The sequence below is a fragment of the Chromobacterium amazonense genome (genome assembly GCF_001855565.1).
Classification (GTDB): Bacteria; Pseudomonadota; Gammaproteobacteria; order Burkholderiales; family Chromobacteriaceae; genus Chromobacterium; species Chromobacterium amazonense.
This window is the reverse complement of record NZ_MKCR01000033.1, coordinates 1-14,438: the sequence shown is the minus strand read 5'-3', so window position 1 is coordinate 14,438 and position 14,438 is coordinate 1. Positions and strand designations below refer to the sequence as shown.

9 protein-coding genes are annotated in these 14,438 nt (G+C 50.0%); all 9 read left to right on the top strand.

Annotated elements, in window-relative coordinates:
* Positions 1-68 precede the first annotated feature (68 nt).
* The 9 genes from BI343_RS16910 (at position 69) to BI343_RS16885 (ending at position 14,402) form a co-directional block, all read left to right on the top strand.
* On the top strand, positions 69-1,181 hold the full coding sequence (locus BI343_RS16910; protein ID WP_043622015.1) for a radical SAM/SPASM domain-containing protein: 1,113 nt from the start codon (positions 69-71) through the stop codon (positions 1,179-1,181).
* Between the two features lie 39 nt (positions 1,182-1,220).
* The gene (locus BI343_RS16905) at positions 1,221-2,015 is read left to right on the top strand and encodes a hypothetical protein (RefSeq protein ID WP_083341039.1); all 795 of its coding nucleotides are present in this window, start codon (positions 1,221-1,223) and stop codon (positions 2,013-2,015) included.
* Positions 2,016-2,049: 34 nt separating this feature from the next.
* Positions 2,050-3,099, top strand: a complete 1,050-nt coding sequence (locus tag BI343_RS16900; protein ID WP_071110602.1) for an NAD-dependent epimerase/dehydratase family protein — start codon at positions 2,050-2,052, stop codon at positions 3,097-3,099.
* A 74-nt stretch (positions 3,100-3,173) separates the two neighbouring features.
* Positions 3,174-6,743, top strand: coding sequence for a glycosyltransferase family 2 protein (locus BI343_RS19860; RefSeq protein WP_139165775.1), 3,570 nt, complete (start codon positions 3,174-3,176; stop codon positions 6,741-6,743).
* Between the two features lie 245 nt (positions 6,744-6,988).
* The gene (locus tag BI343_RS19450) at positions 6,989-8,017 is read left to right on the top strand and encodes a phytanoyl-CoA dioxygenase family protein (RefSeq protein WP_169829036.1); all 1,029 of its coding nucleotides are present in this window, start codon (positions 6,989-6,991) and stop codon (positions 8,015-8,017) included.
* Positions 8,018-8,028: 11 nt separating this feature from the next.
* A complete protein-coding gene (locus BI343_RS19855) occupies positions 8,029-8,457 on the top strand; it encodes a hypothetical protein (RefSeq protein ID WP_139165774.1) in 429 nt (142 codons plus the stop codon).
* 23 nt (positions 8,458-8,480) lie between these two features.
* Positions 8,481-8,891, top strand: coding sequence for a methyltransferase domain-containing protein (locus BI343_RS19445; RefSeq protein WP_244886684.1), 411 nt, complete (start codon positions 8,481-8,483; stop codon positions 8,889-8,891).
* Positions 8,892-9,520: 629 nt separating this feature from the next.
* On the top strand, positions 9,521-13,378 hold the full coding sequence (locus tag BI343_RS16890; protein ID WP_244886683.1) for a glycosyltransferase: 3,858 nt from the start codon (positions 9,521-9,523) through the stop codon (positions 13,376-13,378).
* 175 nt (positions 13,379-13,553) lie between these two features.
* Complete coding sequence (locus BI343_RS16885; protein WP_071110601.1) at positions 13,554-14,402, top strand: flagellin N-terminal helical domain-containing protein; 849 nt, start codon at positions 13,554-13,556, stop codon at positions 14,400-14,402.
* Positions 14,403-14,438: the final 36 nt, after the last annotated feature.

The window sequence follows — 14,438 nt, the reverse complement described above, 5'->3', positions numbered from 1 at the left end:
CGTACACCTGAAACATCCCCTCGGGCGCTTGCGTCCTGGGAAAGATGGAAAGACCTGGAGACACCCACATGAATGCTCCCTTGGAAACCGCGAACCTAGCCTTGAGCCAGGCAGAGCAGGCAAAACGCAATGATCTCGCACAGCGCAAACCGTACATCGCGGCCAAGCTGGCCCGCATCGCGGAAATGGAAGAGCGCGGGGAGATCAGTCCCATCATCCGGCTGGAAAAGAGCTATCTGTGCAACTTCAAGTGCACGCACTGCTCGGCCGAATACTATATGGACCGCCACCTGAAGAACGTGATCAAGGTGGTGGATACCCGCAGCAAGATGGATTACGAAGATATCCGCAACCTGTCGCGGCAGGCGGATGAGCTGGGCCTGGCCCGTTTCGTGATCACCGGCGGCGAGCCGCTGGTGATGAAGGATCTGGACGATGTCGTAGCTGCCATCGATCCCGAAAAGCATTATGTGATCGTCGACAGCAACGGCTGGTTCCTCGACCTGGAGCGCGCCAAGCACCTGAAGTCCATCGGCGTGGAAAAGATCCAGATGTCGCTGGACAGCTTCGTCGAGCAGGACCATGACAACTTCCGCAACAAGCCCGGCTCCTACAAGCGGGTGATGCGCGCGGTGGATGCCTGTCTGGACGCAGGACTCAACCTGATTCTGTCCACGGTGCTGGTCAAGGGACGCGCCAAAACTGAGGAATTCCGCGAGATGTGCGAGTACGCCACCTCCCGCAATATCGGTCTGTATGTATCGTATGCCAAGCCTACCGGATCGTGCACCGAGCACCCGGAATTCGTCATCGACAAGGAAGACGCAGATATCCTGCGGCAGATGGAGAAGGAGTACAACGTCTTCACCCACATGACGCCTTCTTACGGCTCGCACAAGGGTTGCATCACGGTCAAAGGCATCATCACCGTCACCTCCACCATGGAAGTGACGCCATGCCCGTACATCGATTTTTCCATCGGCAACCTGCGCGAAACCCCGCTGAAGGAAGTGCTGGCGCGCGGCATGCGCAACCCGTGGCTGGGGCCGCATCGGCCCGACTGCCTGATCGGCGAAGACCCGAAATTCATCAAGATCCACACGGAAAAGACCGCAGGCGCCAAATTCCTGCCGCTGCCGTGGGGACAGGGCTTCTCCGACGAAGATTCGCTGTACGACTGAGACGGCACGATCCACAGAACACGGTAAAGGCATTACCCGATGAACGCACCAGACATGATTCAAACCGCGCAGCGCTTCGACGCCCACGGCCGCTGCCTGCCGCACGAGGCCACCCAGGCCGCCTGCCATCGCCAGACCCGGCGCTATTTCCTGCCGGCCCAGCCGGCGCTGGACTACGCCGCCATCCACCAACGCATCGTCGGCCAGCTGGGCGACGCCGGCGTGGATGCGGCCGAGTTCGAGCGCCGCGCGCGCGACGTGCTGGCCCGCCTGGCGGACGACGAAGCCACCCGCGGCATCCTGAACGGCCCGCACGCGCCCTTCCTGCTGCCGGCGGCCAGCCACGGCGACATCGGCGAGGCGCTGGAGAGCCGCTATCTGCCGGCCGTGGAGCGGGCCTATGCCCAAGCGCTGCCGGAGTACAGTTTCTCCAACCATCACAAGGCCGGCCTCGCCGGCAAGCTGACCCCGGCCGAGGGATCGCGCCACCAACGCCTGATCGACGCGATGGCGAGCGGTCCGGTGGTGGGCGTCTATTTTCCCTGCCTGCTGGAATATTCGGTTCCGGCCGCCATCGAACAGATGGCCAGCCTGCCGCAGTCGCTGTTGTTGGCGGGCGGCTATGACAGTTGCGCGGCTTTCATCGGCTCGCCGGATTTGCTGCTGCGCAGGGATGGCTATCCTCCGCTGCTGTGGCTGTCCGGTCTGGAGGCGGAAAAGGAGGGTGTCGGCTATCACTTTGAGGCCTATGGCTATGACCTGACCTTTAATCGGCGCGTCCATCAAAACATGGCGGCCGAGTATTGGGCCAGCGCGCTGGTGGCGTTAGCCTAGTCGTCCAACTTGCCTGTTTGCGGATGGGACTGACATGAGCCGCCATACTTTGACTGACGATCTGGACGCCATCCTGATCCGCAAACCAGAGATCTGGGACAGCTTGCGTGGCGCGTCCTTGTTCATCAGCGGCGGAACCGGCTGGTTTGGCCGCTGGCTGCTTGAGGCCATTGTGCACGCCAACGCCAGGCTGGGCACCGATATCTGGGTGACGGCGCTGAGCCGCAATCCGTCGGCCTTCGCCCGCTGCGCTCCGCATCTTGCAAACAATCCCGCCATACGCTTCCACGTCGGAGACGTGCGTAGCTTCGAATTTCCCAAAGAACGCTTCAGCCATTTCATTCATGCCGCCACAACGTCTGCGCACGAAACCTTCAACGGTGAGCACCCGCTAAGCAAGTTCGATACCTTGGTCGCCGGCACGCGGCATGTGCTGGAGTTCGCCGCACGCGCTGGAGCTGAGCACTTTTTGTTCACCAGCTCAGGCGCGGCCTATGGGCTGCCGCTACACGGGAAACCGTTGCGGGAGGATGACCCTTACGCGCCAGATACCATGGATCCTGTAACGGCGCTTGGACAAGCCAAGCGGGCGGCTGAGTTTTTATGTGCTGCATATGCCGACACGCATGGCTGGCATTTGAAAGTTGCTCGCTGCTTCTCTTTTGTTGGCCCTTTCATGCCCATGGATGTTCATTATGCCATCGGAAATTTCATTGATTGTGCTTTAAGAAAAAAGTCTATAGTTATTCATGGGGACGGCAGTCCTCTTCGTTCCTATCTCTATATGGCTGATTTGGTCATTTGGTTGCTAACGCTTTTACAGAGTAACGAAAAAGATGGTGTCTATAATGTTGGATCCGATGAAGTAATTTCTATTTCAGATTTGGCTAGACGGGTCAATTTTTCGCTTCATCCGGCTGGTGAAGTACATATCATGGGTAAAAAAACGGCTAGTGTCGGTAATCCAGATCGGAATCTTTACGTGCCAGATATCAGTCTCGCGCAACATAGATTTGGATTGAAGAAATGGACTTCATTGGATCAGGCAATACAATACACTGCGGACTCGGTCTCTTTCTCCTGATTATATTGCTCACATAGAATTTTATTCTGATTCGCTTGTCTGAAATTCTTGGCGGAATTCTATAAGGTTTAATTATGCAAGTTAACAGTGATTTTTTCGAAAATAAACATAGGCCGTATTATATTCTGGCGCCAGCCTATTCTCGCCAGTCTACTGGTGTGAGAGTATTGCATTTGCTTTGTCATTATTTGAATAAGCTGGGAGAGGAAGCGTACGTTCTATCCACCCAAACAAATCCTAGTCTGCGAACACCTCTACTGACGCAAGACATCGTAAATCAACACAAATTATCCAATCGCTCTCCGATTGCAATTTATCCAGAAGTTTTACACGGTAATATTTTTGGTGCAAGCTCGGTTGTTCGCTATATTTTGAACCACCCAGGCCTTTTAGGTGGTCCTGTTGATTTTGATAAGAATGACATGATGGTTTTTTGGCATGAGGATTATGTTGATTTTTCCAAGTATGCCGATCCGAAATATATTTTCATTCCATCTATAGATACGACTCTTTTTAATAATAAAAATAATCCTCATGATGGGTTTCGAGAAAAAAAATTGATTTTTCCAGGCCGCTACAAACAGGCGCAACAAGAATTACCTGAGCTATTCAAAGATGCTACTGTAATAACATATGACTGGCCATCAAGTCATGAGGATCTAGCTGCGTTACTTAGACGAGCTAAGGTTTTGTATACATTTGCAAATTCTGCAATTATTTCCGAGGCATTGTTGTGTGGTTGTCCTGTGGTCATCATCGAAACAATATTCACGAAAAAGCCGGAGGAGAGGGCTGGTATAGCTAAGGGAACTGCTTTGCCAGGAACGACATATGAAGACAGTCCTGAGGCGATAGAGAGAGCGCGGGAAAAATTATTGGAGTATCAGCAAAGCTATCATCAGCATGCATTGGAATTAGTTAGCCAGTTACAAAATTTTGTAGTTGAGTCTCAAAGTCTTCCTCGTGGAAATGTGGACGATATTATTTTTCCTGTTTTTCAAACTGCAGCGACTGATCTGGTTTGTCCAGAACAGAAAGCATATGAGAATTGGAGGGAAATTCATAAGTTGAAGCCATGCCAAGCAGCGATCCATGCGGAACGCATGGTAAAAGCATGGCATGGCCAGCCCCAATTTTTGATAGTAATGCCGCTGACTGCTGATCGGATGGGCGAAGCGGTAAAGTCTTTGAGCTCAATTGCCTTGCAGATGTATAAGCAATGGCAGCTGATATTTGTGGCTGATTTTGATCCCCCTAGTGAGGAATTGCTTCAATCAGAAGTTTTGGGGTGGTTGAGGATTGATGATGTAGACGATGTAGCACAATTGACGCAGTCATATACTGCGTTAAGAGATGCATTGTCTTTTGATTGGATGGTTATTTTTCCGCCAGGAACCGAGTTAGAGAGTAATGCGTTTCTTTCTATTGGTGATTATGCATTTTCTCATCCTGAGTGGCAGGCTATCTATTGCGATAGTGATGAAGTAGATAATCGCGGATCTTATAAGAATCCAGCTTTTAAGCCAGACTTTAGTATTGATTTTTTGCGTGGTTATAATTATATCGGACAGTCGGTATGGTTTAGACGAGAGGCATTGTTGCAAACGAATGGGATGTCAAATTGTCCGGGAGCCGATGGTTATGATGCATTGTTGAAAATTCATGATGGTGTTGGAGGAAAATCGATTGGCCATATTTCAAATGTCTTGGTGCACCTTCCTGAGAAAATTCTCGATGGTGAAAAAAATGTAATTGGTATGAAGCGAGCTCTGCAAGAACATTTTTCTCGTTTACAGATTAATGCGGAGGTAGTCAGTGCAAAGCTTCCTTCTACTCATGAAATTACGTATTTAAATAATAAATCTCCGTCGATTTCCATTGTTGTTGCGGATGCTCAAGATAACATATCGTTATCTCCATGTATTGATGCTATTTTGGAAAATTCGATAGACGGTAATTTGGAAATAATAGCAGTTTCCAATACAGAATCACTGCTGCCGAGTGCTGTAAATAAAGTTCGATGTGATGTCGATCATACATTACAGAATAGGTTTCAGCTTGGAGCAGAAGTTGCAACAGGAGACTACCTGCTATTCCTAGATAGCAGGATTGAGCTTATTCAGAAAAATACATTGACCAGACTCTTGGGTCTAGCATCAAGGGTTGATGTAGGCGCTGTTGCCATGAGATTGCTTCAGCCGGATCACGAGCATATCTGGCAAGGTCCATATTTACTGGGTCTCAACATTGGTGAGGCTGCTATTTTTCAAGGAGAAAGGATTGAAACTGCTGGGTATTTGAATATGCTTCAAGTTGAAAATAACCCTGGGGCTGTTTCAATAGAAGGCCTTATGATAGGCCGTGAATTGTATGAAAAAATAGGCGGCATAAATTCAATGCTTCCAAGTGTAGAGGCCGTCAGTATTGATCTTTGTTATCGCATTTCAGATGCTGGTCAGTTAATTGTTTGGACACCTTTTGTATCTGCTTTGCGGCATGAGTTCAGTAGTATTAAAAGACTTGAATTTAATGTTAGTGACATGCTTGTAATTGATAGTGCTTTGCATGCGGAAAAACGTATTGATCCTTTTCATAATCGTAACTTACGTCTGAATCAGAATTCTCCTTTTGAGGTTGATGATGTTTTTTCTCCCGAATGGGATACAAGCTTTCATGATAGACCACGTGTTTTGATTCTAGGGAGTGACTCCTGCTCTGAAGCCGATGACATGCAAAATAGCATGATGCATTTGGAAGATGATGGCGTGATACAGCTCAGTTGCATAAAGTATGAACATCGTTTGCCAACATGGGCAGAGCTTGAGCGAATTTCTCCAGATATCATTTTAATGAGCGATAGATTTGATAATGAGACTCTAGATTTTCAATTTCGCCTTCGATCGTTACGGCCTGATATTTTATCCATATTGGTGTTGAGCCGGCTTGGAAATATGCTGAACAAACGTTATGATAGTGCGCAATTAAAAGCTAGACTTCTCTCTATGAGCAGAGTAGTAGTTTCATGTGAGGGAATTCGAGAAGCATTGCGAGATTTTCCCCATGAGATTGTGGTTATTGATAGAGCTTTGAATGAAGATAAATGGACTAGGTTAGACAATATCCAGAGATCTGGCACTAAAATTCGGGTAGGTTGGGTTGGGTCAGAAAATGAAGTGGATGATTTTGATCTTATTAAAGAATGTGTTGCTGGTATAGCAGGAGATGTGGAGTGGATTGTTTTAGGCTACTGTCCGGATCATTTACGTGAGTATGTTTCTGAGTATTACCAATTCGACTTGTCTCGTGATGATTTTTCGAGAAAACTTGCTTCTTTATCTCTTGATCTTGGGGTGATTCCGAAGGCAAATGTTGATGTGTGTGATAGTAATGTATTTATGAGAGTGCTGGAGTACGGAGCGCTTGGTATTTCTGTTATATGTTCGGCTGGCTTGTCAAGCGTTTTGGAAAAGTTGCCAGTAGCTTTCTCGGCCAATACTGGAGAAGAGTGGGTGTCTAAAATATTGAGACGAGCTCATAATCGCGAGGTTATTGAGCATGAAGCGGATGAATTAAGGCAGTCTGTGCACAATAATCATCTGTTGCTTAATCGCTTGCCCTTGTGGAGAGCTGTCATGGATTTATAAGTTTATAAATGGGTTAGGTAAGTTTATACCTTTCCCAATTGGAAAACAGGATCATTTTACTGATCCTGTTTTCCAATTGTAAATGATAAAATTTTATTTCGATATCTGTAACTTAGACGCAAGTGAGTATGCAAATGAGAAATTACCATAGAACATATGATAGCCTATCAAGGTTATTTCATAATTTGCGGGGGATGACTACATCATGGCCTCTTTGGGATGTGCTCCGTAGTAAAGAGCATCCTATGCATGATGCAATTTGCACTTTGATGGGTTGTTATTACTTGGGTGTTGATTTACAAGAAGCCCTGTTAGAGTTTAGGGCGCATCGATTTTTTTGTGATGCGGTTGGAGTTGTTAAGTTGCCTGGCGAGACTGACATGAGAGCGGCTTTGGAGTTCTTGGAGCAGTCTCCAGTGCATGGGCTAAATTTTGGATCTAGAACAATAGAGATTTTTGATCGAATTCTTGCTGATTTAGAGCAGCAGGAGAATAAGGGCGAATTTTTCAAAAAGCAACTAACTATTGAAGAAAAGAATTTTTTGCATGAAAATGGCTACCTAATTGTTGAGAATGCCATACCTGAGTCTTTATGTGATGAGTTGGCAGAGAAAGTTAACCGTTTGATGCTATTAGAGGGGGGGCAGGAAGGCGCTGGGTATGTCTATGGTAGTGGGAAAATGAGGCGTATTTACCATCTTTTGGCTAAAGATAAAATTTTCTCAAAGATAATTTTACATCCAGTTGCTCATGCTGTAATGAGTGAAATGTTTTATCGGCCAACGTTTCACACGAAATATTATTTGACTAGTTTTCATGCGAATATCTTGTTTCCTGGAGCAGAGGAACAGGTGTGGCATGTGGATGCTAATGTTCCCGAACCATTACCTCCATGGATTATTCGCTCAAATTCAAATTTTATTATTGAGGACTATTCTGAAGAAAATGGGGCGACTCAAATTATTGAGGGTAGCCACCACTGGGGAAGAAAGCCAAATGCACAAGAGGCACAGGCTCATGATCTGAATTTCATCAGTTTGAAGGCGCCGAAGGGATCGATTGTCTTTTGGCATGGACATTTATGGCATCGGAGTGGAAATAATCGTTCTATGAAACCTAGGGTCGCTTTGCTTGGATGTTATTCTGCTAGCTTCTTTAGAGAGGTTTGCATGGAGGAAAATCCATATCTTTCTTTGAGTCAAAACATGGTGTCTTCAATGCCTCAAGAGCTGAAGTCGATTTTGGGGTGGAATCATGGTGCTAAAAATTATTAAAGGTGTTTAGTATGAAAGTTCAGCAAGCTAAACAATGTATTGCTTGTGATTCTACGCAGCTGAGATCATCACCTGCAATATTGATGCCATTCGTCTCGCATAGGGCATTGGGTTGGGCTCCTGCTTTGATTGATGAATCGTGGGGACTTAGAAGCATATCGAATGGTCATGCCTATGCCTTATGTCTTTCAGTCTATTGTCCAAATTGTGAATTACTATTTTCTGACATAAGATTTGATGATCAACAAATGGCATCTTTGTATTTTGATTATCGAGGTGAGGCTTATACTAGCCTTCGGGATTATTATGAGCCTGGTTATGCTTCAAGAAACTTGGGGCTATCAAGGCCATTGCCATACTTGGGTAAAAGTGAAGAATATATTCTGAGGTATGGAACATCGCCATTGTCAGTCTTGGATTGGGGGGGGATGTTGGCGTAAACACGCTGTTCCGTCATAGTGCATTGGCTGTTCATGTTTTTGATATTAGCGAGAAGGATACTATACCTGGTTTATTCAAAGTTTCACGAGTAGGTGATTTGAATAAACGATATGACTTAATCTGCTGTGCTAACGTATTAGAACATTTGCCTGATCCAGTCTCAACTGTTAAGCTTATAATGAGATTTATGGATGAAAAAACCTTGCTTTTTGTAGAGGTTCCTTTTGAGGAGGTAATGCGAAATGCATATGACTGCCCCGAGCGCCATAAAAAGTATTGGCATGAGCATATTAATTTCTTCTCAGGACAAGGTCTTCGAGGTATGCTGTCAATTTGTGGGTTGGATGTTAAGGATGTACGTGTTTTAGAAACAAAAAATGATGGCGATCAAGCGTATGTCTTGCAAGCAATTTGTAGCTTAACGCAGTCGTAGATTTACTCATGCAGGATGGTTTTTAAATGTAGCTGGGTTTTAAACGAACATTAATGTGTTGGTTAGTTATGACTTCGCATTTAAGTTGTGCATGATGCGTGTGTGATACTGAGATGATATGGTTCTACGTTGTGTGCTTTCTGATGTATTGATGAGTGAGTAGATGATGTCTTGTTTGATTGTGAAGTAATTTCCCTATTCAGGTGGTTGACTGAATAGATAGGTTGATAATAATGCTATGTCTTTATATATGCCATGGTTGCTAATCGTTTTCAACATGCTTTAATATTGACTTATTCGGTTTGGCTTTATATTCCCTCATTGGTTTTTGCTTGGTTAGGGCAGCGTTTGTTTCTATTGTACTTTTCTAAAATATCAGTGTGCAGATGATTGGTTTTGGCGGCTCGTTTGAAGTGAGATTGATTATATGGCTCTGGCTGACTGAGGCCGAGTTGAGGGCGAGGCCGGCCTAGTGTGTGCGTGTCGCCAGCGGTAATTTCAGTGGTGTGACGAATTGGTGTAAATTAAGAAGAATTTTGTGCCTCGATCTTCTCATTGACCAGGTATGAGCGGATCGGCCGGAGCAGCGTCCAGGCGGAGTAAAATTCATGAAATCCCAGGGGAGTGCCGTGGAAAATCAAAAATCGCGAAAGCCGCGCATCGGTGTGTTAACGCGCGACCTGCAGGACGCAGCCTGCTACAAGCTTAGGCTGGGGGATCCGCTCAGTCTGATGTCTCCAGTGCTGGAGTCTTACCATTTCAAAAATCAGGCTGATCACAGTTATGAAGGGGTGTATCCCTTCGAGGAAGATAGTGACTTCATCGCTGCGATGGATATGTTCATCGTGCAGCGCCTGTTCCCATCTTATGAGTTTCGTCCCCTACTTGAAGAAATGGTGGCGTCCGGCAAACCCATTATTTATGAAGTGGATGACTGGCTGTTGGACATGCCGGAAGAGCATGTCATGTATGGTATGTGCCAGCCTTCGTTTGAGGGCATCGAGTGGCTGTTGCCGCAATGCGCGCTGGTTACCGTATCGACTGAGGCGCTGGCGCAAAAGGTCAGGCGCTATACCGACAAGGTGTTCGTGTTCCCTAACCTGCTTGCCAGCGAGCGTCTAGTGGAGCCCTTGCCGCATAGCGGACACGTTACGATAGGTTTTGCAGGAACCAGCACGCATGCCAAAGACGTTGAAATGGTATCCGCCGCGCTGAAGCGGATTTATCACGAGTACGCAGGCCAGGTGAAGTTCGTGTTCTGGGGAGATGTGCCTTCCAGCTTCGTCGGCATCAAAGATGTGCGCAAAGTACCGGAGTTTGTCACCTACAACGAGTATCTGCCCGAATTGGCCAAGCTCAAGATCGACATCGGCGTGGCTCCTCTGGTCAAGAGCGAATTCAACGACTACAAGTCTGATCTGAAATGGCTGGAGTATTCGGTGGTCGGCGCGGCTTCGGTGGTGTCTGATGTGACATCCTATGCGGCGTTGAAGGATAGCGGCTTGGCAACCGTGGTCGAGAATACCGAAGACGGCTGGGTGGCCGGAATAAGCAAGCTGATTGACGATGCCGAACTGCGCGCCAGCCAAGCCGCGGCGGCTCGCCGCCATGTGCTGGAACACCGCTTGCTTGAAGGGCGTTTGCAGGAGTTGCTGAGCCGCTATGCCGATTTGCTGCCCGCGCACCTGAAACCACAGCCATTGCAGCAGTTTGGGCGGATTGTCGCCCACGCTTTGGCCGAAAATGACGTGGATGGCTTAAAGGACTACCGTAAATGGGTCAAGCGCCGCGCTTTGCGGGAAGTGCACGCAGAACAGCTGGCGGAGCGCATGTGCCTGGTTTGGAAGCAGGTGCCGATGTTCAATTTGATTGTGTTGGCGCCATCGAATCGTTTGACTAGGCTATCGGAAACCTTCACCGCCATGGAGAGCGTGCTTTATCGCCAATGGCGTTTGATCGTGGTGTCCGATGCACCGCAACCGGACCCGATTTTCAGCAACAATCCGCAACTCGCCTGGCTACAGCTCGATCATCTGGATGATGACTCCCAAGTAACGCAAGTCGTCAACGGCATCATTGCCGATGTGCCTGCGGATTGGATCATGCTGCTGCCTGCCGGCGCTCGTTTGCAGCCCCATGCGTTGGCCAGAATCGGCGAGGAGATCCATGCCTATCCTGGGCGCGCCGCCATCTACAGCGATCACGACATCGTCTCGCCGATGGGCAAGCGCTTCCGTCCGTCCTTCTTGCCAGACTTCTCGCCCGAGTATTTGCGTTCGATGGATTACGTCAGCTATGCGGTGGCCTTCAACTCCGAGGCCCTTGCCAAGATCGGCGGGTTCCAGCCTTATCCGCGCGCGCATTGCTATGATGCCTTGCTGCGCGTGTTCGAAGTCTGGGGAGGGGAGGGCATTCGCCACATCGACGATGTGTTGGTGTCGCTGCCCTGGGTGGATCCCAAGCTCGATGGTCTGGGCAACGCTTCGCGCCGCGTGGCGCTGGAAAGCCATAGCCAGCGTTGCGGTTTGCCGGTAACAGTATCCGAAGGCTTGGTACCCGGCACCTTCCATTTCGACTACAAGTTGCTGGCTACGCCGCTGGTATCGATCATCATTCCAACCAAGGACAAACTAGAATGTCTGGAGCCATGCCTTGCCAGTCTGTTCGGTATTACCGGCTACCAGAATTTTGAAGTGCTGTTGGTCGATAATGGTTCGGAAGATCCGGAAACCTTCGAATATTACGAAAAAGTCCAAGCGCACTATCCGGGCCGGATTCGGGTGCTCAGCTATGACGCGCCATTCAATTTCTCTGCGCAATGCAATCTTGGCGCGACCGAGGCGCGAGGCGAGTACCTGCTGTTGCTGAACAACGATACCGAAGTGATCTTCGCCAATTGGCTGGAGCGGCTGCTGGCCACTGCGCAGCAGCCGGGTGTGGGGGCGGTGGGCGCCCGCCTGCTGTATCCGGAGATCGGCCGCGTCCAGCATGCCGGCATTGTGCTAGGCATGCCCGGCGGCATGTATTCGGTGGCGGACCATGTGTTCGAGGACATGGATTATCTGTTTGCCGGCTACTTGAACCGCAGCCTGACCATGCAAAATTACTCGGCGGTGACGGCGGCTTGCCTGCTGGTGGAAAAGCAGATTTACGATGCGGTTGGCGGCATGGACGCGGAGACGTTCCAGGTCTGCTTCAACGATGTCGACTTTTGCCTGAAGGTGCAGGCAGCCGGCCTGCGCAATGTCTACAATCCCTTTGTCGTTTTGTACCATCACCACGCCAAGAGCATTGGCCGCGTCACCACCGATCCGCGTCCGGCTCTGCGCGCCGCGGTGCGCGAGCGGGACGAGATGGAGGCGATGCTGGCGCGTTGGATGCCTGTGATGAGAAACGATCCAGGCTTCAGCCGTCACTTGTCGCTGCGCACCAAGCGCGTGGCGTTGGACCCGGACCGCATCGTGGCCTGGGATCCGAAATTGCCAGGCCGCAAACGGGTGCTGGGCATCCCGGTGCCCGGCGGCAGCGGCGAGTACCGTTTGAGCCAGCCTTTGTCCGTGTTGCAAGAAAAAGGCAAGCTGGATGGCGAGATTCACCAGCCGTCCGCCGGCTTGCCCACGGCGGTGGAGTTGGCTCGCCAGTCACCGGACACCATCCTGCTGCATACCGGCATCAGCGATTACATCTATGAGTCTTTGGATGCGTATCGCAAATACACGCCGGAAGTGCGGGTGGTATTCGGCCTGGACGACTTGGTGGGCGGCGTGCCGGAAAAGAGCAGCTTGTATGACCATTGGTCCCGCCATTACCCCGATGCCAAACAACGCCTGCGCCGCGTGCTGAAGCTGTGCGACGCCGCCGTGGTGTCCACCCAACCCTTGGCCGACTTCATCCAGAAAATGGTAGGCGATGTGGCGGTGGTGCCAAACCGGCTGCGCAAAACCATCTGGGGCGATCTGAAATCCGAGCGACGCACCGGCAAGAAGCCGCGGGTGGGCTGGGTGGGCGCGGGCCAGCACCGCGGCGACCTGGAGTTGATCCATGAAGTGATCCTGGCCACCTACCAGGAGGTGGACTGGATATTCATGGGCATGTGCCTGCCGCAATTCCGCCCCTATGTGGCCGAGATGCACCATGCGGTGACTTTCGCCGACTACGCGGCAAAAGTAGCGAGCTTGAATCTCGACCTCGCCGTCGCGCCTCTGGAACTGAACCCATTCAATGAGGCCAAGAGCAACTTGCGCTTGCTGGAGTACGGCGTGCTGGGCTGGCCGGTGGTGTGCACCGACATCTACCCGTACCAGACCAATAATGCGCCGGTATGCCGAGTGCCTAACCGGGCGGACGCCTGGATCGAAGCGATACGTTCACGTGTTCATGACCTGGATGCGCTGGCGAAGGAAGGCGATACGCTGCGAGCCTGGTTCAATCAGCACTACTGGCTGGAAGATCACTACGAGGATTGGTTCCAGATTTTGCATGGCTAAGCTGCGGCAAGCATCAAAACCCTCGGGCTAACCTGAGGGTTTTTTTATTTTCAAAGGGAAACCGGCTTTATTTTGGTAATTTTACCGATTTCATAAAAATTCTTCTTGGCGGGCCGATCAACTCACCATCAGGCAATTATCTTGGTGAGCCCACTGGGCTGATAAGGGGAATGAAATGGCAATTACCGTCAATACCAACATCACGTCGCTGCAAGCCCAGCATAACCTCAACGGCTCGCAGGCCTCGCTATCTCAGTCTTTGGCTCGTTTATCTTCCGGTCTGCGCATCAACAGCGCCAAGGATGATGCCGCTGGTCTGGCGATTTCACAAACGCTGACTTCCGCCATTCGCGGCAATAACCAAGCGATCAACAACGCCAACGACGGCATCTCCGTCGGCCAGACGGCGGAAGGCGCGCTGGGGCAGCTTGCCAACAACTTGCAGCGCATTCGTGAAATCGCAGTGCAGTCCGCCAACGGATCTGCCAGCAATACTAACCGTTCGCAGATGCAGTCTGAAGTGGATCAACTGACACAGGAAATCTCGCGCATTGTGCAGACCACGCAATTCAATGGCACTCAGCTGTTGTCTGGCAACGCGGTGCTGATGTTCCAGATTGGCTCATCAGGCGATGCCAGCAACCAGGTTTCGGTTTCGTCTGTCGATATGACCTCTGCAGGGGTGTTGTGCAGCTATAACGCGTCGTTGACCAATACCGGCACGATCAATATCACGACGCAATCAGGCGCTTCGGCCATCCTGTCATCTTTGGATAAAGATATCGCCCAGATTTCTACGGTACGCTCCAACTGGGGCGCGGTGCAGAACCGTTTTGACGCGGTAGTGGCCAACTTGCAAAGTTATACGCAAAACCTGACGGCTGCCAAAAGCCGGATCATGGATGTTGACTTTGCCTCTGAAACCGCCAACCTGACCAGAAACCAGATTCTGCAGCAGGCCGGCAGCTCGATCCTGAAGCAAGCCAACTCGATGCCGCAATCTGCGCTGACCTTGCTGCAATAAGACCGTTGGGCGCGGCTCCGCGGCTGATCTGCTCCC